21 protein-coding genes and 1 pseudogene are annotated in these 23,584 nt (G+C 68.5%); 12 read left to right on the top strand and 10 right to left on the bottom strand.

The features are described 5' to 3' along the window. The first annotated feature begins 15 nt into the window (after positions 1 to 15). Positions 16 to 990, top strand: a complete 975-nt coding sequence (locus CDO46_RS01950; RefSeq protein WP_087836893.1) for a tripartite tricarboxylate transporter substrate binding protein — start codon at positions 16 to 18, stop codon at positions 988 to 990. A gap of 45 nt (positions 991 to 1,035) precedes the next feature. Here CDO46_RS01950 and CDO46_RS01945 read toward each other — a convergent pair whose 3' ends face one another. Then, complete coding sequence (locus tag CDO46_RS01945) at positions 1,036 to 1,989, bottom strand: tripartite tricarboxylate transporter substrate binding protein (protein ID WP_087836892.1); 954 nt, start codon at positions 1,987 to 1,989, stop codon at positions 1,036 to 1,038. 62 nt (positions 1,990 to 2,051) lie between these two features. Beyond that, the gene (locus tag CDO46_RS01940) at positions 2,052 to 2,960 is read right to left on the bottom strand and encodes a dihydrodipicolinate synthase family protein (RefSeq protein WP_087836891.1); all 909 of its coding nucleotides are present in this window, start codon (positions 2,958 to 2,960) and stop codon (positions 2,052 to 2,054) included. Positions 2,961 to 3,173: 213 nt separating this feature from the next. On the opposite strand from CDO46_RS01940, the gene CDO46_RS01935 reads away from it, so the two are divergent. The 10 genes from CDO46_RS01935 to CDO46_RS01895 all read left to right on the top strand — a co-directional run bounded on the left by CDO46_RS01935 (position 3,174) and on the right by CDO46_RS01895 (position 15,152). Beyond that, positions 3,174 to 3,896, top strand: coding sequence for a GntR family transcriptional regulator (locus CDO46_RS01935; RefSeq protein WP_087836890.1), 723 nt, complete (start codon positions 3,174 to 3,176; stop codon positions 3,894 to 3,896). An 82-nt stretch (positions 3,897 to 3,978) separates the two neighbouring features. Continuing rightward, complete coding sequence (locus tag CDO46_RS01930; protein WP_087836928.1) at positions 3,979 to 5,184, top strand: MFS transporter; 1,206 nt, start codon at positions 3,979 to 3,981, stop codon at positions 5,182 to 5,184. A gap of 27 nt (positions 5,185 to 5,211) precedes the next feature. Continuing rightward, positions 5,212 to 5,379, top strand: coding sequence for a hypothetical protein (locus CDO46_RS28245; RefSeq protein WP_176400638.1), 168 nt, complete (start codon positions 5,212 to 5,214; stop codon positions 5,377 to 5,379). A 117-nt stretch (positions 5,380 to 5,496) separates the two neighbouring features. Next, positions 5,497 to 7,455: a DNA topoisomerase IV subunit B gene (gene parE, locus CDO46_RS01925; protein ID WP_254914541.1), complete on the top strand. Its 1,959-nt coding sequence runs from the start codon at positions 5,497 to 5,499 to the stop codon at positions 7,453 to 7,455. Further along, complete coding sequence (gene parC / locus CDO46_RS01920) at positions 7,455 to 9,764, top strand: DNA topoisomerase IV subunit A (protein WP_087836888.1); 2,310 nt, start codon at positions 7,455 to 7,457, stop codon at positions 9,762 to 9,764. The genes parE and parC overlap by 1 nt, the downstream gene beginning before the upstream one ends. Before the next feature lie 4 nt (positions 9,765 to 9,768). Next, positions 9,769 to 10,857 carry an MBL fold metallo-hydrolase gene (locus CDO46_RS01915; RefSeq protein ID WP_087836887.1) on the top strand — a complete coding sequence of 363 codons (1,089 nt, stop codon included), beginning with the start codon at positions 9,769 to 9,771 and terminating at the stop codon, positions 10,855 to 10,857. Positions 10,858 to 11,108: 251 nt separating this feature from the next. Then, positions 11,109 to 11,675 carry an HNH endonuclease gene (locus CDO46_RS01910; RefSeq protein WP_254914542.1) on the top strand — a complete coding sequence of 189 codons (567 nt, stop codon included), beginning with the start codon at positions 11,109 to 11,111 and terminating at the stop codon, positions 11,673 to 11,675. Between the two features lie 254 nt (positions 11,676 to 11,929). Continuing rightward, the gene (gene htpG / locus CDO46_RS01905) at positions 11,930 to 13,834 is read left to right on the top strand and encodes a molecular chaperone HtpG (protein WP_087836885.1); all 1,905 of its coding nucleotides are present in this window, start codon (positions 11,930 to 11,932) and stop codon (positions 13,832 to 13,834) included. After that, a complete protein-coding gene (locus CDO46_RS01900) occupies positions 13,831 to 14,646 on the top strand; it encodes a spermidine synthase (RefSeq protein ID WP_087836884.1) in 816 nt (271 codons plus the stop codon). The genes htpG and CDO46_RS01900 overlap by 4 nt, the downstream gene beginning before the upstream one ends. Further along, positions 14,643 to 15,152: a DNA-deoxyinosine glycosylase gene (locus CDO46_RS01895; RefSeq protein ID WP_243724450.1), complete on the top strand. Its 510-nt coding sequence runs from the start codon at positions 14,643 to 14,645 to the stop codon at positions 15,150 to 15,152. The genes CDO46_RS01900 and CDO46_RS01895 overlap by 4 nt, the downstream gene beginning before the upstream one ends. 146 nt (positions 15,153 to 15,298) lie before the next feature. On the opposite strand, the gene CDO46_RS01890 is transcribed toward CDO46_RS01895, so the two are convergent. From CDO46_RS01890 to hda, 5 genes are all read right to left on the bottom strand, one after another. After that, the gene (locus CDO46_RS01890; RefSeq protein WP_087836882.1) at positions 15,299 to 15,916 is read right to left on the bottom strand and encodes an LON peptidase substrate-binding domain-containing protein; all 618 of its coding nucleotides are present in this window, start codon (positions 15,914 to 15,916) and stop codon (positions 15,299 to 15,301) included. A gap of 137 nt (positions 15,917 to 16,053) precedes the next feature. Then, a complete protein-coding gene (folK, locus tag CDO46_RS01885; RefSeq protein WP_087836881.1) occupies positions 16,054 to 16,542 on the bottom strand; it encodes a 2-amino-4-hydroxy-6-hydroxymethyldihydropteridine diphosphokinase in 489 nt (162 codons plus the stop codon). Further along, entirely contained in the window at positions 16,539 to 17,942 is a 1,404-nt protein-coding gene (pcnB, locus tag CDO46_RS01880; protein WP_087836880.1) for a polynucleotide adenylyltransferase PcnB, read from the bottom strand. Before pcnB ends, folK begins: the two co-directional genes overlap by 4 nt. Continuing rightward, the gene (locus tag CDO46_RS01875) at positions 17,939 to 18,631 is read right to left on the bottom strand and encodes an HAD family phosphatase (RefSeq protein ID WP_087836879.1); all 693 of its coding nucleotides are present in this window, start codon (positions 18,629 to 18,631) and stop codon (positions 17,939 to 17,941) included. The genes pcnB and CDO46_RS01875 overlap by 4 nt, the downstream gene beginning before the upstream one ends. Beyond that, positions 18,628 to 19,350, bottom strand: a complete 723-nt coding sequence (gene hda, locus CDO46_RS01870; protein WP_087836878.1) for a DnaA regulatory inactivator Hda — start codon at positions 19,348 to 19,350, stop codon at positions 18,628 to 18,630. Before hda ends, CDO46_RS01875 begins: the two co-directional genes overlap by 4 nt. Before the next feature lie 247 nt (positions 19,351 to 19,597). Here hda and purM point away from each other — a divergent pair, with 247 nt between their 5' ends. After that, complete coding sequence (purM, locus tag CDO46_RS01865; RefSeq protein WP_087836877.1) at positions 19,598 to 20,647, top strand: phosphoribosylformylglycinamidine cyclo-ligase; 1,050 nt, start codon at positions 19,598 to 19,600, stop codon at positions 20,645 to 20,647. Positions 20,648 to 20,739: 92 nt separating this feature from the next. Here purM and hisC read toward each other — a convergent pair whose 3' ends face one another. The 3 genes and pseudogenes from hisC to mutL all read right to left on the bottom strand — a co-directional run. Continuing rightward, positions 20,740 to 21,804, bottom strand: coding sequence for a histidinol-phosphate transaminase (gene hisC, locus CDO46_RS01860; RefSeq protein ID WP_087836876.1), 1,065 nt, complete (start codon positions 21,802 to 21,804; stop codon positions 20,740 to 20,742). 114 nt (positions 21,805 to 21,918) lie between these two features. Continuing rightward, positions 21,919 to 22,893: a tRNA (adenosine(37)-N6)-dimethylallyltransferase MiaA gene (gene miaA, locus CDO46_RS01855; protein ID WP_087836875.1), complete on the bottom strand. Its 975-nt coding sequence runs from the start codon at positions 22,891 to 22,893 to the stop codon at positions 21,919 to 21,921. 13 nt (positions 22,894 to 22,906) lie between these two features. Beyond that, positions 22,907 to 23,584 (bottom strand): annotated as a pseudogene (gene mutL / locus CDO46_RS01850) (DNA mismatch repair protein MutL); the annotation flags it as partial.

The raw sequence follows: 23,584 nt of genomic DNA, 5'->3' as shown, positions 1-23,584 counted from the left end.
AGGAGACCCATCGTCATGTTCAAGCAAGTCGTCACCTCGGCCATCGTCTGCGCCGCTTTCGCCGCTCCGCTGCATGCGGCCGACAACTATCCGTCCCGGCCCATCACCCTGGTCGTCCCGTTCACGCCGGGCGGCAGCACCGACATCATCGCGCGCGTCATGAGCAAGCAGCTGGGCGCGGCGCTCGGCCAGCCCATCGTGGTCGAGAACAAGCCCGGCGCGGGCGGCATCGTGGGCACGCAGTACGCCAAGTCGCAGCCGGCCGACGGCTACACCCTGATCATGGGCGCCATCGGCACCTTCGGCGCCAATGCCACGCTGTATCGCCGCCTGCCCTACGATCCGGTGAAGGATTTCGCCCCGATCTCGCTGGTGGCCGGCGTGCCCAACGTGCTGGCGGTCAACCCGGCCAAGCTGGACGTGCGCACGGTGGACGAACTGATCAAGGCCGTGCGCGCCAAGCCCAACGGCTACGACTACGCCTCGGGCGGCAACGGCAGCGCGGCCCACCTGGCCACCGAATACTTCAAGCTCAAGGCCAACATCCAGATCCAGCACGTGCCCTACAAGGGAACGGCGCCCGCGCTGAACGACCTGGTCGGCGGCGTGACTTCGCTGGTGCTGACCGGCTATCCGCCGCTTGCGCCGTTCTTCCAGGCCGGCCGCCTGCGCCCCATCGCCGTGGCCACCGCCAAGCGCCTGCCGCAATTGCCCGACGTGCCGACCATCAGCGAGACCAAAGGCCTCGAAGGTTTCGAGGCCAGCCAGTGGTATGGCCTCCTGACCATCGCGGGCACGCCCAAGCCCATCGTGGATCGCTTGAACAAGGAGATCGTGGCGGTGCTGAAGAATCCGGAAACCCTGGAGCAGTTCCGCAAGGAAGGGCTGGAGCCGATGTACAACACGCCCGAGGAATTCGGCCAGTACATCAAGGACCAGATCCAGCTCTGGCGGCCGGTCATCCAGAAGGCCAACATCATCATCGACTGATGGCCCGCGGGCGGCCCGGATGTTCTTCGGGCCGCCCTTCGCGCATTACTGCTTGAGGTTGAGCTTGGGCACCAGGGTCTTGAAGGCCTGGCCCTGCCTGGCCACGTCGGACGAGAACTCGGACAGGTCGGCGTAGGCCGGCGTCAGGTTCTGCTTGCGCATGGTGGTCTGGAACTCGGTCGACTGCGACAGGGTCCGGGCCGCCGCGCGCCATTTCTCCACCGCCTCGGCGGGGGTGCCCTTGGGGACCCCCACGCCGCGCCACACGCTGAACAGCAGGTCGTGGCCCAGTTCCTTGAAGGTCGGAACCTGGCTCAGCGTCTCGATCCGCTTCTCCGACATCACCGCTAGCGTGCGCAGCTTGCCGGTTTCCACATGCTGGCGCAGTTCCGCGTAGGCCACCGTGGTGGCCTGCACGTCGCCCGACAGCAGGCCCATGATGGCCGGCGCCGATCCCTGGTAGGGGACGTGCGTGAACGCGATGTCCACCGATTCTCCCAGCGCCGCGGCCGCCATGTGCGGCACCGTGCCGTTGCCGGCGTTCGAGATCGCGACGCGGCCGGGGTTGGCCTTGGCATAGGCCAGGAACTCCTGGATGGTGTGCCACGGCGCGTCGGCGCGTACCGTGATCGACGACGGATCGTCGGTGAAGCGGGCGATGGGCTGGAATTCGTCCACGCTGGTCTTGCCTATGCCCATCAGCGGCACGACCAGCATCTCCGGCGTCATGAGGACCAGGCGGTACCCGTCGGCCGGGCCGGTGGCCACGTAGGACCAGCCGATAGAGCCGCTGGCGCCGGGCTTGTTGACCACGTAGACGGACTGCGGAAAGATGGGGCGCACCGCGTCGGCGATGGCACGGGCGGTGTTGTCGCTGCCGCCGCCGGGTTGGTAGGCGACGACGAGCTCCACGGGCTTGGTCGGATAGCCGGCGGCCCAGGACGAAGCCAGCATGGACAGGCTGGCAAGCGAGGCGCAAAGCAGGCGGGCGAGGTTCATGGTGCGGTCCTTCTGCTGTGGGAAAGCCCCCGGTGGCGCCAGGCGCCTTGGGGGCGGGGGAGTCAGTAGTCGTATCCCAGCCGGCGCAGGCCGGCCTGGGTCTCGCGGACGATGGCGATGGTGCGTTCCCGTTCGGCGCCCGACAACGGGAGCCGGGGCGGCTTGACGGTTTCCGCTGTGCCGTCGATCAGGTGCTCGGCCAGCTTGATGTGCTGCACCAGCTTGACCACGGTATCCAGGTGATAGAGCGGCGTCAGCACGTGATACAGCTGGCGGGCCTTGTCGAAGTCCCCCGCCGCGGCCAGCGCGAGCAGGTCCACGGATTCGCGCGGCACCGCGTTGGCCATGCCCGACACCCAGCACCGGACGCCCAGCGCGGCGCTTTCGACCACCAGGTCGTCGACGCCGCAGACCACGGCCAGGCGATCGCCGAAGCGGGTGATGAGATCGGTGACGCGCGTGGTGTCGTAGGACTCTTCCTTGAGCGCGACGATGGTGGGCTCTTCCAGCAGGCGGGCCACCACGTCGGGCGTGAGATCCACGCCGTAGCCGCGGGGATTGTTGTAGAGCAGGATGGGCAGGGGCGAGGCCTGCGCCACCGTCCGGTAGAAGGCCACGGTCTCGTCGGCATCCGACTTGTAGGTCAGGCCGGGGAACACCATCAGGCCGTCCACGCCCAGCGCGTGGGCGTCGCGGGCGAAGGCGGCGGCCCGCTCGGTGCTGGTCTCGGCCACGCCGGAGAGCACCGGCACGCGCCCCTTCACCGTATCCAGCGCGATGCGCAGCACTTCCTGCTTTTCCCGGGGCGACAACTGCGCGTTCTCGCCCACCATGCCCATCATCAGCACGCCGTTCACGCCGCGGGCGATGAGGCGTTCCAGGCCGGCGCGGATGGCGTCGGCATCCAGTGAATAGTCGGGCTTGAGCTTGGTCGTGACGGCGGGAAACACGCCTTGCCATCGGATGGTCATGCGGACACTCCTTGGAATCTTTCGAGGATATTGACTACTTTATATTGGATCCAATTTGAAAGTCTACGAAAAACGGCCATGAAGGCCGTCATCAGCCAACGGTAGATGACCGGTGGCTGTTGGATAGTGGATCCAATATACTTCTATTTAAACCCCCGTGTCCGTGGCGCGTCTGTCGGGGTTTACCTGGACCCCGTCATCTCTGCCTTCGCCATGCCCAGAAACGACCTGCCCCCGTCTTCCCCTCCCGCCCGGCCGTCCTCCGGCAACCGGCTCGTGCGCCGGACCACGTCCGAACTGGTGGCCGAGGCGCTGCGCGACCGCATCCTGTCGGGGGCGATCCCTCCCGGCTCGCCCCTGCGCCAGGAATTGCTGGCCGACGAATTGGGCGTGAGCCGGATTCCGGTCCGCGAAGCCATCCGCCAGCTCAGCGCCGAGGGCCTGGTGGACGCCATTCCCCACCGGGGGGCCTTCGTCTCCATGCTGTCGCGCGCCGAGGTCGAGGAATTGTTCGACATTCGCCTGCGCCTGGAGCCCTGGCTGATCCACGAGGCGGCCGCGCGGATATCGGAAGAGGAACTGGCGCTGGCCGAACAATGCGTGGCGCGCATGGACACGGCGGGGCCCGATCAGTGGGGCCAGTTGAACTGGCAATTGCACGAAGGCCTGTACCGGGCGGCCCAGCGGCCGGCCGCCCTGGCCATCGTGCGCGGCCTGCACGAGAAGTCCGAGCGCTATTTCCGCTTCCAGGTGGTCAACGCCCCGATCCGGCAGCAGGCCCACCAGGAGCACCTTGCCCTGGTCTCGCTGTGCCGCGAGCGCCGGGCCGACGAGGCCCGATCGGTGCTGGAGCGCCACATCGGCGACGCCGCGGGGCAGATCCTGGCCATCGTCGAGCGCCTGCTGGACCAGGCGCCGGGCCGCGAGCCGGCGTAGCGGGAGCGGTGCGACTACAATGCGCAGGCCGTGGCCGGTCGCGCACGCACCGGCGCCGCGATTTTCCATCATCCAGTCCTTCATGCCGCCGCAGCCTCTTTCGTCACCGACTCCCTCGTCCCGCTCAGGAAGCATCGTCGTCTGCGCGTCGCTCGTGCTGTTGTTCGCGATGGGCGTGCGCGCGACCTTCGGCCTGTTCATGCAGCCCATGGGGCTGGTCCACGGCTGGGGGCGCGACGTGTTCTCGCTCGCCTTCGCCATCCAGAACCTGGTGTGGGGCGTCTCGGCCATCCTGATGGGATCGGTGGCCGACAAGTGGGGGTCGGGCCGGACCATCGTCGCATCGGCGCTGTTGTGCGCGCTGGGCCTGGTCGGCACGCGCTACGCCGGGTCCGAGGCCATGCTGTACCTGTGCGCCGGCGTGCTGGTCGGACTGGGGCAGGCCGGCACGACATTCGCCGTGCTGCTGCCGGTGGTGGCGCGCGCTGTGCCGCCCGAGGGCCGCAGCACCGCGATGGGCATCGCCAGCGCGGGCGGCTCCATGGGGCAGTTCGTGGTCGTGCCCGCCGGGCAATTGCTGATCGATCGTTTCGACTGGACCGGCGCGCTGTGGGCGCTGTCGGCGCTGATGCTGCTGGCGCTGCCGCTGGCCACGCGGCTGACGGGCAAGCCGGCGCATGTCGCCGGCGCGCAGTCGCTGGGCGCGGCGGTACGCCAGGCCATGGGGCACGGTTCCTACCACTTCCTGTTCTGGAGTTACGCGGTCTGCGGCTTCCACACGGCCTTCATCACGCTGCATCTGCCGGCCTTCGTGGTGGACGGCGGCCTGAAGGCCTCGGACGGCGCGCTGGCCATCGCGCTCATCGGCCTGTTCAACGTGTTCGGCTCGTACTGGGCCGGCCGGATGGGCGGCCGCCACAGCAAGAAGCACCTGCTGGCGCTGCTGTACGCGACGCGCTCGGCGGCGATCATGCTGCTGATCCTGCTGCCGCTGACGCCGGCGGTGCTGTATGCGTTCTCGGCCTTGATCGGGCTGGTCTGGCTGGGGACCGTGCCGTTGACCACCGCGCTGGTAGGACATATCTACGGCATGCGCTATGCGTCGACCCTGACCGGCATCGTATTCTTCGGCCACCAGATCGGCAGCTTCGTCGGTGTCTGGCTGGGCGGCAAGCTGTACGTCGCCACCGGCAGCTACGATGCGGTCTGGTGGATTTCGGTCGCGCTCGGTCTGGTCGCGGCGGCGCTGTGCATGCCCGTGCGCGAGCGCGCATTGGTGCCGGCATGAACACGGCCGGGAACAGGAGGCAGGTCCATGGCCGATCGCAACCGGCAGGGGCAATCCGGGAGGCGCGGGCGCGCCTGGCGGGCGGTCCTTGCCTATGCTTTGCTTGGCACCGTGCTTACGGTAGCCTTCCTGGGCTATTTGCGCCCGCAACTCGTCGTCGGATGGGAAGGGCTCATGGCCCTGTGCGGCCTGTGACCGCCACCCGCCGGGCAAGGCAGGGGTGCCCAAAAAATGGGCGTGCCACGCCGGCCCGCATGGCCAGGCCCTCCGTCCGTAAAATACCCTTCATTTTCCACAGTCGCTGGGGATAACTTGGCCACTCGCTACAACGAAGCTTCCATCCGGGTGCTGAAGGGGCTGGAGCCCGTCAAGCAGCGCCCGGGCATGTACACCCGAACCGAAAACCCCCTGCACATCGTGCAGGAGGTGATCGACAACGGCGCCGACGAGGCGCTTGCCGGCTACGGCAAACATCTGCAGGTCACCCTGCACGCCGACGGCAGCGTGACCGTCGAGGACGAGGGCCGCGGCATTCCCGTCGGCCTGCACCCCGAGGAAAACGCGCCGGTCGTCGAGCTGGTCTTCACCCGCCTGCACGCCGGCGGCAAGTTCGACAAGCAGGGCGGCGGCGCCTATTCGTTCTCCGGCGGCCTGCACGGCGTCGGCGTCTCGGTCACCAACGCGCTGTCGTCGCGCATGGAAGTCACGGTCTGGCGCGACGGCGCGGCCCACCGGCTGGTGTTCCAGCACGGCGACGTGGTCGAGGAACTGGCGCAGGTATCCGATCCCGCCCGCAAGAAGAGCGGCACGCGCGTGCGCTGCTGGCCGGACCCCAAGTATTTCGACAGCGGCACGATCCCCATGGGCGAGCTGTCGCGCCTGTTGCGCAGCAAGGCCGTGCTGCTGCCCGGCGTGAAGGTCACGCTGCGGGTCGAGAAAACCGGCGAGACCCAGACCTGGCTGTACGAGCAGGGCCTGCGCGGCTACCTGACCGAGGCGCTGGCCGGCGCCGAACTGCTCATTCCCTTGTTCGAAGGCGAGCAGTACGCCGGCCGCGACAACGAGAACTTCGCCGAGGGCGAGGGCGCGCAGTGGGTGGTGGCCTGGACCGAGGACGGCAACGTCGTGCGCGAGTCCTACGTCAACCTGATCCCGACGCCGGCCGGCGGCACGCACGAGGCCGGGCTGCGCGACGGTCTGTTCAACGCGGTCAAGGGTTTCGTCGAACTGCACAACCTCAGTCCCAAGGGCGTCAAGCTGCTGCCCGAGGACGTGTTCGCGCGCGCCAGCTTCGTGCTGTCGGCCAAGGTGCTCGACCCGCAGTTCCAGGGCCAGATCAAGGAACGACTGAACAGCCGCGACGCGGTGCGCCTGGTGGGCGGGTTCTCGAAGCCGGCGCTGGAGCTGTGGCTGAACTCCCACGTCGAATACGGCAAGAAGCTGGCCGAGCTGGTCATCCGCCAGGCGCAGTCGCGCGTGCGGGCCACGCAGAAGGTCGAGAAGCGCAAGAGCTCGGGCGTGGCCGTGCTGCCCGGCAAGCTGACCGATTGCGAAAGCAGCGACGCCTCCCGCACCGAGGTCTTCCTGGTCGAGGGCGACTCGGCGGGCGGTTCGGCCAAGATGGGGCGCGACAAGGAATTCCAGGCCATCCTGCCGCTGCGCGGCAAGGTGCTCAACGCCTGGGAGGTCGAGCGCGACCGCCTGTTCGCCAACAACGAGATCCACGACATCGCGGTGGCGATCGGCGTCGACCCCCACGGTGCGAACGACGATCCCGACCTGTCGGGCCTGCGCTATGGACGCGTCTGCATTCTGTCCGACGCGGACGTGGACGGATCGCACATCCAGGTGCTGCTATTGACGCTGTTCCTGCGGCATTTCCCCAAGCTGGTCGAGGCCGGGCACGTGTACGTGGCGCGCCCGCCGCTGTTCCGCGTGGACGTGCCGGCGCAGGGCAAGCGGCCGCCGCGCAAGCTCTATTGCCTGGACCAGGGCGAGCTGACCGCGGTCGAGGACAAGCTGCGCAAGGAAGGCGTGCGCGAGGGGTCCTGGAGCATCAGCCGCTTCAAGGGCCTGGGCGAAATGAGCCCCGAGCAGCTTTGGGAAACCACGATGAACCCCGACACCCGCCGCCTGCTGCCGGTCACCTACGGCGAACTCGGCGCGGACGAGACCACGCGCATGTTCGACATGCTGATGGGCAAGGGTGAGGCCGCGCAGCGGCGCTCGTGGCTGGAAGAGAAAGGCGACCTCGCCGAGGTGGATATTTGATGACGGACGAACAACAACCCGGCCTGTTCGAGCGGCCGGGCGGCGACGCCGCGATCACGCTGGCGCGCTATGCGGAACAGGCTTATCTGGATTACGCGGTATCGGTGGTCAAGGGCAGGGCGCTGCCGGACGTCAGCGACGGCCAGAAGCCGGTGCAGCGGCGCATCCTGTATGCCATGCAGGCCATGGGGCTGGGCGCGAACGCCAAGCCCGTGAAGTCGGCCCGCGTGGTGGGCGACGTGCTGGGCAAGTACCATCCCCACGGCGACCAGGCGGCCTATGATGCGCTGGTGCGCATGGCGCAGTCGTTCTCGCTGCGCTATCCGCTCATCGACGGACAGGGCAACTTCGGCTCGCGCGACGGCGACGGCGCCGCGGCCATGCGCTACACCGAGGCGCGGCTCACGCCCATCGCCCGGCTGCTGCTGGACGAGCTGGACGAAGGCACGGTCGACTTCATTCCCAACTACGACGGCTCGTACCAGGAGCCCAGGCAACTGCCGGCGCGCCTGCCCGTGGTGCTGCTGAACGGCGCCTCGGGCATCGCGGTGGGCATGGCCACCGAGATCCCGCCGCACAACCTGCGCGAAGTGGCGCAGGCCGCGGTGGCGCTGCTGAAGAATCCCAGGATCGCCGACGACGAGCTCTACGGCCTGCTGCCCGGACCCGATTATCCCGGCGGCGGCCAGATCATCACGCCGCGGTCCGAGATCGCCCAGATACTCGGCACGGGCCGCGGCTCGATCAAGGTGCGCGCGCGCTGGAAGTTCGAGGAAATGGCGCGCGGCCAGTGGCAACTGGTGGTCACCGAACTGCCGCCGTCGACCTCCGGCCAGAAGGTGCTGGAAGAGATCGAGGAACTCACCAATCCCAAGGTGAAGGCGGGCAAGAAAAGCCTCTCGAACGAACAACAGCAGACCAAGGCGGCCTTGCTGAGCCTGCTCGACGCGGTGCGCGACGAGTCGGGCAAGGACGCGGCCGTGCGGCTGGTATTCGAGCCCAAGACCTCGCGCGTGGACCGCGACGAGTTCGTCAACACGCTGCTGGCCCATACGTCCATGGAAAGCAGCGCGCCCATCAACCTGGTGGCGGTGGGCAACGACGGGCGGCCGCGCCAGAAGTCCATGCGCGAGATCCTGGACGAGTGGCTCGTCTTCCGCACCCAGACCGTCACGCGGCGTTCGCGCCATCGCCTGGACAAGGTGCTGGACCGCATCCATGTGCTGGAAGGCCGCATGGTGGTCTACCTGAACGTGGACGCGGTGATCAAGGTCATCCGCGAGTCGGACGAACCCAAGCCCGCGCTGATGCAGGCCTTCAAGCTGTCCGAGCGCCAGGCCGAGGACATCCTGGAGATGCGCCTGCGGCAGCTGGCGCGCCTGGAAGGCTTCAAGATCGAGCAGGAACTGAAGGACCTGAAGGACGAGCAGGGCAAGCTCGAGGAACTGCTGGCCAATCCGAATTCGCTCAAGCGCCTGATCGTCAAGGAAATCGAAGCCGACGCCAAGCAGTACGGCGACGATCGCCGCACGCTGATCGAAGCGGCCGAGCGCGCCACCGTCGAGGCCAAGGTCATCGACGAGCCGGTCACCGTCATCGTGTCGCAGAAGGGGTGGCTGCGGGCCCGCCAGGGCCAAGGCCACGATGCCAGCCTGTTCACGTTCAAGGCGGGCGATGCGCTGTACGGCGCGTTCGAATGCCGGACCACCGATACGCTGATCGCGCTCGGCAGCAACGGTCGCGTCTATTCGGTGGCCGTCAGCGCGCTGCCGTCGGCGCGCGGCGATGGCGTGCCGGTGACCACGCTGATCGACCTGGAAGCCGGATCCCGCATCCTGCACATGATCGCGGCGGCCCCCGAAAGCCGGTGGCTGCTGGCCACCGAGCGCGGCATCGGCTTCGTCACCCGCCTGGGCGACATGGCCACGCGCCAGCGTGGCGGCAAGCAATTCATGACGCTGGACGAGGGCGACAGCCCGCTGCGGCCCGTGCCGGTGTTCGACGGCGCCGATTCGCTCGCGCTGCTGACCGACAAGGGCCGTTTCCTGGTGTTCGGCCTGGCCGAGGTCAAGGCGCTGTCCTCGGGCGGTCGCGGCACGGCGCTGATGGACATCGATCCCAAGGACACCCTGGCCCAGGTGGTGCCGGTCGGGCCGGCGGGGCTGCGGATCACGGGCATCTACCGCAACAAGCCGCATGAAGAGATCCTGTCCGGCGGCGGACTGGCGGTCTACGTCGGCAAGCGGGCCCGCAAGGGCCGGCTGCTGGACGCCAAGCCCAAGCAGCCCGTGCTGTCGCCGGTGCTGTAAGGCCATGATGCGGCGGGGGCTGGCGGCGGTCCTGGCGACCTGCGCGGTGGCGGGGTGCTCCCCCGTCAACCCGTACTACGATGCCGCCCAGCCGCACCATACGCCGCATGGATTCCGCAACCTGTATTCGTATGCCCAGCCGGGCACGCTGGACTTCTGGCGCTGGCAGTTCGACCGGTGGGCGCAGGGCCTGCCGCCGCCTCCGACGGAGTCCCTGTCGCCGGTCGTGGCGGACACCGCCTGGCTGAAGGAGGCCTCGCCGGACGTGCGGGTCAGCTGGGTCGGGCATTCCACGCTGCTGGTGCAGCTGGGCCGCTTCAACCTGTTGACCGATCCGGTGTTCTCCGAACGCGCCTCGCCCTTCGGGTTCATGGGGCCCAAGCGCCACCAGCCGCCCGGCATCGCGCTGGCCGACCTGCCGCACATCGATGCCGTGGTGATCTCGCACAACCACTATGACCACCTGGATTTCGCCTCGGTCAAGGCGCTGGCGGCGCAGCCCGGCGGTCCGCCCGTCTTCATGGTGCCCCTGGGCGTGGACGTCTGGTTCCGCCAGAACGTGCCCGAGGCCACCGACTTGCGGCCGCTGGACTGGTGGGGCCAGACGGTGGTGGGCGATGCCATCCTGACGCTGCTGCCCGTGCAGCACTGGAGCGCCCGCACGCCCTTCGACCGGAACGTTTCGTTGTGGGGCGCCTGGGCGGTCCGGACGCGCGAGCCCGCGTTCAACTTCCTGTTCGGCGGCGACTTCGGCTATTCCAAGGACATCGCCGCCATAGGCGAACGCATGGGGCCTTTCGACCTGGCGGCGCTGCCGATAGGCGCCTATGCGCCGCGCTGGTTCATGCGCGGCCATCACATGAATCCCACCGAGGCCGTGCAGGCGCATCGCGACCTGGGCGCCAGGGCTTCCGTCGCCATCCACTGGGGCACGTTCGAGCTGACCGACGAGGCGCTGGACCAGCCTCCCCGGGACCTGGCGCGGGCACGCCGCTACGCGGGCGTCGCCCCCGACGAGTTCTTCGTGATGCACCACGGCGAGAGCCGGGTCTGGCGCGATGGCCGCTGGCTGATCCGCGCTCCGACTGATTGACCCCCCCTACGCGCTTACGCGCGCAAGGGAAGCCCACCCCCTACGCCCTTCGGGCGCCCCCTCAAGGGGGCGATGCGGGCGGACCGGCGGAGCCGGATCCACCGCATCCTGGGCCTGGGTTGTTTGTCTTGGTGGGCAGGGGAATGTTGTGCGGAATCGGCATTTGTCTTGATTTGGTCATTGAGGCGCTGTATAAAAAACCAGTGAAAGATAGCGATAGGCAATCCATTCAGGAGAAAACTGTGGCTCATCTGGTTCTCGCGCTCGATGTCGCCGGCACGCCGGTGCACTGGGTGGATATCGAAAAAGCCATCTGCCTGCACGTGGCGGGAAGGGTGGCATGGGAACTGGGGGACACCACCGTCACCTACCGCGGGGGGACGAACCGGCTGACCGGGCAGGTGTCCACCGTCAGCACCGCCAGCATCATCGCCGTGCGCGGCCGCGAGTTCCGCGGCGACCGTTCCGCCTCCATCAGCATCAGCCGTGAACGCCTGTTCTCGCGCGACATGCACGTCTGCGCCTATTGCGGCGGCTGTTTCCCCGAGGCCGAACTGACCATCGAGCACGTCCGCCCCGAGTCGCGCGGCGGCGCCAATACCTGGGAAAACGTGGTCACGGCCTGCCGCTCGTGCAACCAGCGCAAGGGCAACCGCACCCCCGAGCAGGCCGGCATGCCGCTGCTCTACCTGCCGTACCGGCCCAACCGCTGGGAAGGCATGATCCTGCGCAATCGCCGCATCCTGGCCGACCAGATGGAGTTCCTGCTGGCGGGCGTACCTATCACCAGCAGATTAGGACCCTCCCCTACGCGCTGACGCGCGAGGGAAGCCCACCCCCTACGCGCTGACGCGCGCCCAGAATGGTGGGCCCCCAGCCGCTACGCGGCGGCCCCCCAAGGGGGCCGGGACCCGGGGGGCGATGCGGGTGGGGGCTGTTATGCTTGAAAAAGGTGCGCGCGGCCCTATCTACGCCGCGTGAGCTTTTTGCTCCAACCGGACAACTTCCTTTCGTCAACCGCCATGCCTGGCTCGCCTGAACCGTGCGCGCCGGGATGGGCCTTGTTATTGCCATGAGTCAGACCAACACCTCCGAAACCCTGGGCTTCCAGACCGAAGTCAAGCAGTTGCTGCACCTGATGATCCACTCGCTGTACAGCAACAAGGAAATCTTCCTGCGCGAACTGGTCTCCAATGCGTCCGACGCCTGCGACAAGCTGCGTTTCGAGGCCATCGACCGGCCGGAACTGCTGGAAGGCGAGGGCGAGATGGCCATCCGCGTGGGCTTCGACAAGGCCGCGCGGACCATCACGATTTCCGACAACGGCATAGGCATGACGCGGGACGAGGCCATTGCCAACCTGGGCACCATCGCCCGCTCGGGCACGCGGGAGTTCTTCCAGCAGCTGACCGGCGACAAGCAGAAGGATGCGCAACTGATCGGCCAGTTCGGCGTGGGCTTTTATTCGTCGTTCATCGTCGCGCAGAAAGTCACCGTCGTCAGCCGCCGCGCGGGCCAGCCGGCGGACCAGGCGATACGCTGGGAGTCGGCCGGCGACGGCGAGTTCACGATCTCGGCGGCCGAGAAGGCCGGGCGGGGCACGGACATCATCCTGACGCTGCGCGAGGGCGAGGACGACTTCCTGTCGTCGTGGAAGCTGCGCGAGATCCTGCGCCGCTATTCGGACCACATCTCCGTGCCCATCCTGATGAAGAAAGAGGAATGGGACGCCGAGAAATCCGAGCAGGTCACCCGCGACGAGGAAGAGACCGTCAACCAGGCCAGCGCGCTGTGGACGCGCAGCAAGTCCGAGGTCACCGACGAGCAGTACACCGAGTTCTACAAGCACGTGGCGCATGACTTCGAGGCGCCGCTGGCGTGGAGCCACAACCGGGTGGAGGGCCGCAGCGAGTATACGCAGCTGTTGTACGTGCCGCGGCGCGCGCCGTTCGACATGTGGGACCGCAACAGGAAGCACGGGGTCAAGCTGTATGTGAAGCGTGTCTTCATCATGGACGACGCGGAACAGCTGTTGCCGGCCTACCTGCGCTTCGTGCGCGGGGTCATCGATTCGGCCGACCTGCCGCTGAACGTCTCGCGCGAGATTCTGCAGGAAAGCCGTGACGTGCGCGCCATCCGCGAAGGCAGCGCCAAGCGCGTGCTGAGCCTGCTCGAGGACCTGGCCGAGAACCGCAAGGACGATTACGCGACCTTCTGGACCGAGTTCGGCCAGGTGCTCAAGGAAGGCGTGGGCGAGGACGCGACCAACCTGGAGCGCATCCTGAAGCTGCTGCGCTTTGCTTCCACCCAGGACGGCACCCCCGCGCAGACGGTGTCGCTGGCCGACTACGTGGCCCGCATGAAGGAAGGCCAGGACAAGATCTACTACGTCACGGCCGAGACCTTCGCCGCGGCCAGCAGCAGCCCGCACCTGGAAATTTTCCGCAAGAAGGGCATCGAGGTCCTGTTGCTCACGGACCGCGTCGATGAATGGATGCTGTCCTTCGTCAACGAGTTCGACGGCAAGCCGCTGGCCTCCATCGCCAAGGGCGGCCTGGACCTGGGCGCGCTGGCAGACGAGGAAGAGAAGAAGCAGCAGGAAGAAGTCTCGGAAGAGCTCAAGCCGGTGGTCGAGCGGCTGAAGGAGGCGCTGGGCGAGGCGGTCAAGGACGTGCGCGTGACCTTCCGCCTGGTCGATTCCCCCGCCTGCGTGGTGGTGGACCAGCAGGACATGAGCCAGCACTTGCAGCGCCTGCTCAAGGCGGCCGGACAGGCCGCGCCCGAGTCGCGCCCCATCCTGGAGATCAACCCGGGCCATCCGCTGATTGCGCGCGTGCGGCAGGCCGGCGATGCCGACTTCGGCCAGTGGGCCCGCTTGCTGCTGGACCAGGCCCTGCTGGCCGAGGGCGCGCCGCTGGAGGATCCGGCCGCGTTCGTGCGCAGCATGAACAGCCTGTTGCTGAGCCAGTCCTCTTGAGCCGCAAGGCGCAACGGCCCGGGCCGGACCGGCGGCGCGCCGCCGGCCCCAGCGAGCTCGACGAGCCGACGTTCTCGGAAGAGCAGGGCGTTCGCTACCTGCATTTCGGCAGCCCCTGGATCCAGGGCGCGATGCGGATACGCAGCCCTTTTTCGCTGGAGCTGGAGTACACGCGCCAGATGATGGCGTGGCTGCTGTTCCTCGATCCGCCGCAGGCCGGCGGCGAGCAGGCCATCGGTACGCTGGGGCTGGGCGCGGGATCCCTGACGCGCTTCTGCCTGAAGCACACCGACAGCCTGGTGCGCGTCGTGGAATGGAACCCCAGCGTGACCGCCGCCTGCCGCGCCTATTTCCGCCTGCCCGCCGACAACGAGCGATTCATGGTCACCCATGATGACGCGGGCGCGTGGGTGGAGGACATAGCCAATCGCGGCAGTTGCCGCGCCTTGATGGTGGATTTGTACGACCATGCCGCGCGCGGCCCGGTGCGCGATTCCGTCGAGTTCTATCGCGGCTGCCGGCGGGTGGTCAGCGCCAACGCCAGCCAGGCGGGTGTCGTGACCGTCAACCTGTTCGGCGCGCACGACAGCTACGAACATAACCGCCGCAATCTGGACGAGGCGTTCGAGGGGCGCGTGGCGGTCCTGCCCGAAATCGAGGAAGGCAACCGGGTGGCGATCGCCCTGGCCGGCCCGGCCTTGCGGATCGACGCGCAGGCGCTGCTGGCGCGCGCCGAGGAGGTCGAGAACCGCTACGGCCTGCCGGCGCGCAAATGGGCGCGTTCGCTGGCGCCGGAGCTGGGGCGGTTGTGAGCGCCGCGGCGCAGCCCCAGCTCAGCGGCTTTCCGCCGGTGCTGGCGTCCGACGCCACGGTGCTGCTGCTGGGCAGTTTCCCGGGCGTGGCGTCGCTGAACGTGGGCCAGTACTACGCCCATCCGCGCAACCAGTTCTGGCGCCTGCTGGGCGCCTGCCTGGAGGTCGAGGCACTGCACCTGGTGCCCTACGAGGAACGACTGCGCGTTGCCATCCGGCACCGCGTGGGCATCTGGGACGTCGTCGCCAGTTGCCGGCGCCAGGGCAGCCTGGATGCCGCCGTGACCGAGGCCGAGGTCAATCCGCTTGCGGCCTACCTGAAGGAACATGCGCCGCTGCTCGAACGCATCGGCTTCAACGGCGGCCTGTCCTGGAAGCTGGGCCATCACCTGGCCGACTACGGCTACCGCGTGTTCCGGCTGGCTTCTTCGTCGCCGGCGGCCGCGATGTATAGCTTCGAGCAGAAGCTGGAGCAATGGCGGCCCCTGTTCGCATGTCGGTCGTGATTTCCTGCTGCAGCAGGTCGTCCGTCAGGTGGCGGATCTCCTGGATCAGGGCCTTGCTGGCGGTAGACAGCATGGTGTCGCGCCGGTAGGCGACGCCGATCAGGCCCACGCCGCACATTGCCGGGCTCCCGCCCGGGAATCTCATCTCATTCGGCCAGGAGCTTGCGCCGCTTCAGGATGTCCTGGATCTGGTCCAGGCGGCTTTCCGGGTCATCGTCGGCCAGCAGGTGGCGCTGTTGCGGCGGCAGCAGCGGCAGCATTTCCGCCCAGCGGTTCGCGACCCATCCGCATTCGTCCAGCCGGAAGGGCGGCTCGATGGGAAGGTCGGGGCCGGCTGCGCGCTGCTGCTGGAGTTCGGCTATCAGGCGGCCCAGCGTATTGGCCGCGGGCTGCAGGGCAGCCGGGATGGGGACCACGGGGTCGTCGGCCAGCGGCTCGACCTGCCCGACCCAGAGACCGTACTTGCGCTGTTCGCTCGCCACCAGGCGAAAGCGCGTCGTCCCCACGCAGCGCAGTTGCAGCAGGCCCGGCATGGGTGCGTCCCACTGTTCTATCCTCGCCATGGTGCCGAAGTCGGCCAGGACTTCCTTGCCTTCCGGCGTGCGGACTTCGTGGCCGGCCAGGAGCGGCACGACGCCGAACGAGGACTGATCGGCGATGCACTGCTTGATCATGTCCAGGTAGCGGATCTCGAAGATGCGCAAGTGCAGGACGCCCTCGGGATACAGCGCCCGGCCGAGGGGGAAGAGCGGGGTCGTGTTCATGGCGGTAGGCGGTTGGTTGCCCGAGCCTCCAGGATAGCGCGAGGCACTCGCCGCCGCGTAACAAGGCAATACGCGGGGCAAGACCGCCTAGGCCCCATTCCCGGCCTGTGCGAGCCTTCTTTTGGCGTGAGCAGGCCTTAGTCCAGCGGCAGGACCGCCTGGTCCGCGCAGGCCCGCAGCAGTTCCTCCACCCGCCCCTGGGGCAGCGCCATGTCCGGATCGATGTCCGACAGGGGGCGCAGCACGAAAGCGCGCTGGTGCATGCGGGGGTGGGGCAGGGTCAGCCGAGGGGTATCCAGGCGCTGGCCGTCGTATGCCAGCAGGTCCAGGTCCAGGGTGCGGGGGGCGTTGCGATAGGGACGTTCGCGGCCGTGGCGCCGTTCGATGTCCTGCAGCAGGTCCAGCAGCGCCAAAGGGGGCAGCGTGGTGCGCAGGCGCACGACGGCGTTGACGTAGTCGGGACCGCTGGAGTCGATCGGCTCGGTGCGGTAGAAGCGCGAAAGCGCGTCCTGCCGTACCTCGGGATGGGCAGCCAGCGCGGCCAGCGCCGCGCGCAGGGTGGCGGCCGGGTCGCCCAGGTTGGCGCCCAATCCCACCCAGGCCGTCTGCCAGGCGGGCGCGTTCATCCCGCTACCGGGGTGCCGCCTTCCGGACCGCCCTCGGCGGGGCCTCCCTGGCGCGAGCGGCCGCTGCGCCGGCGGCGCTTGCGGGGGGCCGCGGCTTCCCCGGCCGCGCGCGGCTGGCGGGCCAGTTCTTCCAGCATCTCGGCGCGCGCCGAATCGCTGGCGTCGGCCAGGTCCATCCACCATTGCGCCAGGGCGCTGTCCACCTCGCCGGCGGCGGCGCGCAGTTGCAGGAAATCGCAGGCGGCGCGAAAGCGCGGCTGTTCGAGCATGCGCCAGGCGCCCTTGCTCTGGCGCCGTTCGAAGCGCGGCTGCATGAACCAGATCTCGCGCATGTCTGAGACGAAGCGGCGCTGGATGGCCAGCTTCTCGGTCTGGTCGTCCAGCACGGAATCCACGGCCATGCCCAGGGCGGGCATGGGCAGCTCGCCATCCGCGCGGTACTGCTGCCAGCGCTGGTTGACCTGCTGCCACAGCAGCGCGGCGAACAGGAAGCTGGGGCTGACCGACTTGCCGCTGCGCACGCGCACGTCGGTGCGTTCCAGGGCCAGCTTCACGAAGCGTTCGCCCCCGGGCTGTTCCAGCACCACGTCCAGCAGCGGCAGCAGGCCCTTGTGCAGGCCTTCGGCGCGCAGCCGGCGCAGGCAGTCCAGCGCGTGGCCGCAGGTCAGCATCTTCAGCATCTCGTCGAACAGCCGCGAGGCGGGCACGTTCTCGATCAGGTGGGCCATCTCGCGGATGGGCGCGAGCGTGGCCGGCGCGATGGTGAAGCCCAGCTTGGCGGCGAAGCGCATGCCGCGCAGCATGCGGACCGGGTCCTCGCGGTAGCGCTTGGAGGCGTCGCCGATGATGCTGACGGTCTTTTTCTTCAGGTCGGCCACGCCGTCGTGGTAATCGATGACGATCTCGGTGGCCGGGTCGTAGTACAGCGCGTTCAGCGTGAAGTCCCGCCGCGCGGCGTCTTCCTCCAGCGTGCCGAAGACGTTGTCGCGCAGGATGCGGCCGTGTTCGTCGGTGGTCTGTTCGTCCGAGCCCGAGGCGCGGAAGGTGGAGGTCTCGATGATCTCCTGGCCGAACACCACGTGCACCAGGCGGAAGCGGCGGCCGATGATGCGGGCGCGGCGGAACAGCGGCTGTATCTGTTCCGGCGTGGCGTTGGTGGCCACGTCGAAGTCCTTGGGCTGGGCGCCCACGATCAGGTCGCGCACCGCGCCGCCGACGATGTAGGCCTCGAAGCCGTGCTCGTGCAGCACATCGCAGACCTTGATCGCATGGCGCGAGACCAGCCGGCGGTCGATGCCGTGCTTGGCCTGGGGCACGCGCAGGGGCGCATGCCGCTTGACGCTCAGGATGGGGCGCGCGGCGCGGGGGGTGAATAGCTTACTGATGAGCTTCTTGATCATGCGAACAGGTCCGTGATGCGCCAGCCCCGTTCGCGCGCCAGTTCGCGCAGCGCGGCGGATGGGTTGGCGGCGACCGGGTCGGTCACCGCTTCGAGCAGCGGGACGTCGTTCATCGAGTCGCTATAGAAGAAAGACTGGCGGAAATCCGACAACTGCCAGCCGTGGCCGGCCAGCCACTGGTTGACGCGCACGACCTTGCCCTCGCGGAAGCAGGGAATGCCCTGGATGCGGCCGGTGTAGCGGCCGGCGACGTATTCCGGTTCGGTCGCCAGCAGCACGGGGATGCCGAAGGCGCGCGCGATGGGCGCGGTGACGAAGGTGTTGGTCGAGGTCGCGATGGCGCACAGGTCGCCCGCTTCCAGGTGTTCGCGCACCAGGGCGATGGCCTGGGCGGAGATGGCCGGACGGATCACCTCGGCCATGAAATCCTCGTGCCAGCGGGCCAGGTCGTAGGGCGTGTTGCGGGCCAGGAGGCCCAGCATGAATTCGGCCGACTCCATCGCGGTCAGCTTGCCTTCGTCGTAGCGGCGCATCAGTTCCTCGTTCCGGGCGCAGGCGGCGGCGGGGTCGCCGACGTGCCCGGCGCGGGCGAGGAAGTCGGCCCACCGGTAGTCGCTGTCGAGCGGCAGCAGGGTGTGGTCCAGGTCGAACAGGGCGAGGCGGGAAGGCGGCGCTTGGGTGGGGGTCATGACAACGAAGAATACGACTGAATGGTGGACGGTTGGGGCTGTTCGGCCAGCATGGCGCGCAACAGCGGCAGCGTGATCGGGCGCTTGGCCGCCAGCGAATAGCGGTCCAGGGCGTCGAGCAGGGCGGCCAGCTGGCGCATGTCCCGCTCGTAATGGGTAAGAATCCAGTTCACCACCTCGGGGGCGAGCTGCAGCCCGCGGCTGGCGGCCTGGCGGATCAGGGCGTCGGTCTTTTCGGCATCGGACAGCACCTCCAGCCGGAATACCAGGTCCCAGCCCAGCCGGGTGCGCAGGTCCTCGCGGATCTCCAGCTGGCCCGGGGCCCGCTCGCCGGCGACGATCAGGGACAGGGCGATGTCGGTGGCCGAGGTTTCGCGCCAGCGGTTGTACAGCGAGAACACGCAGGCCAGCCGCGGTTCGTCCAGGAGATGCAGGTCGTCGATGGCGATCAGCGCGGGGCGGACGTCGGATTCCTCGGGCTGGGCGGCGCGCCGGTAGGCCGACACGGGACTGTGGCTGTCCAGGTAGACCGCGCCCGGCCGGTCGGACAGGGCGCGCAGCAGGTGCGTGCGGCCGCATCCCGCCGGTCCCCAGAGGTAGACGGCGCGGCCCGGCTCCAGGGCGCGCAGGGTCGCCAGGGCCTCGACATTGGGGCCCGCGACATAGTTTTCCAGGGACGGAGCCGGCGCGGCAAGAACGTCGAGTAGCAACTGCTTCATGAGGGGCGGCTAAGAGACCCGCAGCGTCGGACGATCATGGCGTTGGGTGGCGACAGGTCGGGCCGGGCAAGGCTGCGCAGGCAGAAAAGGAATGCGGGGCGCGGCGGGTGCCACCGGGAGTTGTCCCGATGTAAATCCCTGTCCGCTGCATGGGAATACCAATCATCGTAAAATTATAGCTTTCAGGCGGTCCCGGCTGGTTTTTTTGCCGCGAAAGCCCGCGCCCATCCACTTTTCGGTCCATCCCATGTCCGCACAACAACCCAGCGCTTCCTCTCTAACCTACCGCGACGCGGGCGTCGACATCGACGCGGGCGATGCCCTGGTCGAGCGCATCAAGCCCCTCGCCAAGCGCACCATGCGCGAAGGAGTGCTGGCCGGCATTGGCGGATTCGGCGCCCTGTTCGAGGTGCCCAAGAAGTACCGCGAGCCCGTGCTGGTGTCGGGCACCGACGGCGTGGGCACCAAGCTGCGCCTGGCGTTCTCGTGGAACAAGCACGACACCGTGGGCATCGACCTGGTGGCCATGAGCGTGAACGACATCCTGGTGCAGGGCGCCGAGCCGCTGTTCTTCCTGGACTACTTCGCCTGCGGCCGCCTGTCGGTGGACACCGCCGCCACGGTCGTCGGCGGCATCGCCAAGGGTTGCGAACTGGCCGGCTGCGCACTGATCGGCGGCGAAACCGCCGAGATGCCCGGCATGTATCCCGACGGCGAATACGACCTGGCGGGCTTCGCCGTCGGCGCGGTCGAGAAGTCGCAGGCCATCGACGGCAGCCGCATCCAGCCCGGCGACGCCGTGCTGGGCCTGGCCTCCAGCGGCGCGCACTCCAACGGCTACTCGCTGGTGCGCAAGATCATCGAACGCGCCGGCGCCACGCCGGACCAGGACTTCCACGGCCAGCCGCTGCGCGACGTCGTCATGGCGCCCACGCGCATCTACGTCAAGCAGGTACTGGCGGCCATCGCCAAGCACGAGATCAAGGGCCTGGCCCACATCACCGGCGGCGGCCTGCTGGACAACGTGCCGCGCATCCTGCGTCCCGGCCTGGCCGCGCGCCTGCACCGCGACGCCTGGACGATGCCCGAGCTGTTCACCTGGCTGCAACGCGAAGGCCAGGTGGCCGACACCGAAATGCACCGCGTCTTCAACTGCGGCATCGGCATGGTGGTGGTGGTCTCCGCCGACCAGGCCGACGCCGTGGCAGCGACGCTGCGCGAACAGGGCGAAACCGTCTACCGCCTGGGCGAAATCATCGACCAACAACCCGGCGCCGCCCAAACCGAAGTGATCTGATAGACCCAGGATGCGGTGGATCCGGCTTTGCCGGTCCACCCGCATCGCCCCCTTGAGGGGGCGCCCGAAGGGCGTAGGGGGTGAGCTTCCCTTCAGCGCGTAGGGGGGAGATCCTTCAGTGCATTGAGCAGCGCATCGCATTCGGCGTCGGTGCCGACCGTGATGCGCAGGTACTGGTCGATGCGCGGCTGCTTGAAGTGCCGCACCAGCACCTTGCGTTCGCGCAGCGCCTGCTGCAGGGCCGCGCCATCGTGGCCGGGGTGGCGCGCGAAGACGAAGTTGGCGGCCGACGGCAGCACTTCGAAGCCCAGTTCTTCCAGCTTGGCGGTCAGGCGCACGCGCGAGGCGATGACGGCCTGGCGGGTACGGTCGAAGTAGGCGGTGTCTTCCATGGCCGCGGTCGCGCCGGCTATGGCCAGGCGGTCGAGCGGATAGGAGTTGAAGCTGCTCTTGACCCGTTCCAGCCCCTCGACCAGATGCGGCTGGCCGATGGCGTAGCCGACCCGCAGGCCCGCCAGCGAGCGGGCCTTGGACAGCGTCTGCACCACCAGCAGGTTGGGGTGGACCGCCACCAGCGGCACCGCCGAGGTGCCGCCGAAATCGACGTAGGCTTCGTCCACCACGACCACCGAATCAGGATGCGCCTTCAGCAGCGCCTCGATGTCCTCCAGGGGCAGCAGGCGGCCGGTGGGGGCATTCGGATTGGGGAAGATGATCCCGCCGTTCGGCTGGCCGTAGTCCTGCACGCGCAGCGACAGGTCGTCGGCCAGCGGCACGGTGCGGTAATCGATGCCGTACAGGCCGCAGTAAACCGGATAGAAGCTGTAGGTCACGTCCGGGAACAGCAGCGGCAGGTCGTGCTTGAGCAGGCCGACGAACACATGGGCCAGTACCTCGTCCGAACTGTTGCCGACGAAGACATGATCGACCGGCACGCCGTGGAAACGCGCCACCGCCGCCTTGAACACGTTGGCGTCGGGGTCGGGATAGCGCCGCAGCGCCTCGTTGGTGGCCTGGCGTATGGCTTCCAGGGCGCGCGGCGAGGGCGGGTACGGGTTCTCGTTCGTGTTGAGTTTGACGAGTCCGTCTATCTGCGGTTGTTCGCCGGGGACATAGGGCGTCAGTTGCTGAGTGACGCGGCTCCAGTACCTGTTCATGAATCGTGTCGTCGAAAGCGCAAAGCGCGGCAACGGGCCGCGCACGCATCCAGCATAGCAGGGCCGGCGTCCCGGCGCACGCCGCGGCTGGCGCGGCGTGGCGCGGGTGCGCCGTCAGCGTGGGTTGGCGGTCGCCGCGACGGCGGCGTCCAGCGTCGCGGCCGCCGCGTCGATCACGCGCGCGGTGCTGTCCGGCGCCAGGCAGTCCACCGCCAGCCGGTCCGGCAGCGCGCGCAGCCAGGTGATCTGGCGCTTGGCCAGTTGCCGGGTGGCGGCGATGGCCTGGCCCCGCATCTCGGCGCCGTGGATGTCCCCGGCCAGGTAGCTCCATACCTGGCGATAGCCCACGCATCGTATGGACGGCAGCTCGGGGCCCAGGTCGCCGCGCGCCCGCAGGCGGCGTACCTCGTCCACCAGGCCGGCTTCGAGCATGGCGTCGAAGCGCTGTTCGATCCTGGCATGCAGGCCGGCCCGTTCCGATGGTTCCAGGCTGAGATTGACGTAGCGCTGCTCGGTGGCGTCCGGCGCGACCTGGCCCGTCAGCAGGGCCGACATCGGCTGTCCGGTCAGCGCGTGGACTTCCAGTGCCCGCTGGATGCGCTGGCTGTCGTTGGGCGAGAGCCGCGCGGCGGTGGCCGGATCGACGCGCGCCAGTTCGGCATGCATGGCGGGCCAGCCGATGTCGGCCGCGCGGGCGTTCAATTGCGCGCGCAGGACGGCGTCCGCCTGCGGCAGGTTGTCCAGACCTTCGCGCAGCGCCTTGAAATACATCATGGTGCCGCCGGCCAGCAGCGGGATGCGGCCGCGGCCGCGGATGTCGGCGATCAGGCGCAGCGTCTCGGCGCGGAACTGGCCGGCCGAAAAGCTTTCGGCGGGATCGCGGATGTCCAGCAGGTGTTGCGGCACGCGCAGGCGTTCCTCCTGGCTGGGCTTGGCCGTGCCGATGTCCATGCCACGATAGATGGTGGCGGAATCGACGTTGACGATCTCGAGCGGCCAACGGTCGGCCAGCGCCAGCGTGGCCGCGCTCTTGCCGGCGGCGGTGGGGCCCATCAGGCACAGGACGGGAGGGGAGCTGCGGTCGGCCATCTTCGGTGCGGACTCAGCGCCCGCGCAGGAACAGGCGGTCGAGGTCGCCCACGCTCAGCTGTACCCAGGTCGGCCTGCCGTGGTTGCACTGGTCGGCGCGTTCGGTCGCTTCCATCTGCCGCAGCAGGCCATTCATCTCGTCGTGGTTGAGCCGGCGATTGGCGCGGACCGCGCCATGGCAGGCCATGGTCGCCAGCAGTTCGTTGCGTTGCTCGGTCAGCAGGCGCGACGCGCCCACCTCGGCGAAGTCGCGCAGTACCTCCCGCGCCAGGGTCTCGATGTCGGCCTGGGCGAGCGGCGCGGGAACGGCGCGCACGGCGATCGACGCCGGTCCGGCCGGCCGCAGCTCGAAGCCGAGGTCGGACAGGGCTTCCTGCTGCTCCTCGACCAGCGCGACGTCGCTTTCCGAGGCCCGGAACACCACCGGCACCAGCAGGTTCTGCCGCGGCATCTCGCGCGCATCCAGCGCATTCTTGAGCTGTTCGTACACGATGCGTTCATGGGCCGCGTGCATGTCGATCACGACCAGTCCGTGCGCGTTCTGCGCCAGCACGTAGATCCCGTGCAACTGGGCGATCGCCATGCCCAGCGGCAGCTCGGTGCCGTCCGGCAGAGGGCGGGGGCGGCCGCCGGCCAGGGCCTGGGCCACGCCGGCGGCGCCGGGCGGGGCGGCGGGCGAGGGGGCCAGGGG

Origin of the sequence: Pigmentiphaga sp. NML030171 (assembly GCF_002188635.1) — a bacterium.
Taxonomy (GTDB): domain Bacteria; phylum Pseudomonadota; class Gammaproteobacteria; order Burkholderiales; family Burkholderiaceae_B; genus Pigmentiphaga; species Pigmentiphaga daeguensis.
The sequence above is the reverse complement of the archived record's forward strand: the minus strand, read 5'-3'. Positions and strand labels throughout refer to the sequence as shown.

Excerpts from the sequence above, each read along its gene's own strand:
- folK (WP_087836881.1), bottom strand. The coding sequence starts at position 16,542 with ATGAACGCGCCCGCCTGGCAGACGGCCTGGGTGGGATTGGGCGCCAAC.
- CDO46_RS01940 (WP_087836891.1), bottom strand. The coding sequence starts at position 2,960 with ATGACCATCCGATGGCAAGGCGTGTTTCCCGCCGTCACGACCAAGCTC.
- htpG (WP_087836885.1), top strand. The coding sequence starts at position 11,930 with ATGAGTCAGACCAACACCTCCGAAACCCTGGGCTTCCAGACCGAAGTC.
- CDO46_RS01890 (WP_087836882.1), bottom strand. The coding sequence starts at position 15,916 with ATGAACACGACCCCGCTCTTCCCCCTCGGCCGGGCGCTGTATCCCGAG.
- CDO46_RS01935 (WP_087836890.1), top strand. The coding sequence starts at position 3,174 with ATGCCCAGAAACGACCTGCCCCCGTCTTCCCCTCCCGCCCGGCCGTCC.
- parC (WP_087836888.1), top strand. The coding sequence starts at position 7,455 with ATGACGGACGAACAACAACCCGGCCTGTTCGAGCGGCCGGGCGGCGAC.
- CDO46_RS28245 (WP_176400638.1), top strand. The coding sequence starts at position 5,212 with ATGGCCGATCGCAACCGGCAGGGGCAATCCGGGAGGCGCGGGCGCGCC.
- CDO46_RS01930 (WP_087836928.1), top strand. The coding sequence starts at position 3,979 with ATGCCGCCGCAGCCTCTTTCGTCACCGACTCCCTCGTCCCGCTCAGGA.
- hda (WP_087836878.1), bottom strand. The coding sequence starts at position 19,350 with ATGAAGCAGTTGCTACTCGACGTTCTTGCCGCGCCGGCTCCGTCCCTG.
- miaA (WP_087836875.1), bottom strand. The coding sequence starts at position 22,893 with ATGGCCGACCGCAGCTCCCCTCCCGTCCTGTGCCTGATGGGCCCCACC.
- purM (WP_087836877.1), top strand. The coding sequence starts at position 19,598 with ATGTCCGCACAACAACCCAGCGCTTCCTCTCTAACCTACCGCGACGCG.
- CDO46_RS01915 (WP_087836887.1), top strand. The coding sequence starts at position 9,769 with ATGATGCGGCGGGGGCTGGCGGCGGTCCTGGCGACCTGCGCGGTGGCG.
- pcnB (WP_087836880.1), bottom strand. The coding sequence starts at position 17,942 with ATGATCAAGAAGCTCATCAGTAAGCTATTCACCCCCCGCGCCGCGCGC.
- CDO46_RS01945 (WP_087836892.1), bottom strand. The coding sequence starts at position 1,989 with ATGAACCTCGCCCGCCTGCTTTGCGCCTCGCTTGCCAGCCTGTCCATG.
- CDO46_RS01950 (WP_087836893.1), top strand. The coding sequence starts at position 16 with ATGTTCAAGCAAGTCGTCACCTCGGCCATCGTCTGCGCCGCTTTCGCC.
- CDO46_RS01875 (WP_087836879.1), bottom strand. The coding sequence starts at position 18,631 with ATGACCCCCACCCAAGCGCCGCCTTCCCGCCTCGCCCTGTTCGACCTG.
- hisC (WP_087836876.1), bottom strand. The coding sequence starts at position 21,804 with ATGAACAGGTACTGGAGCCGCGTCACTCAGCAACTGACGCCCTATGTC.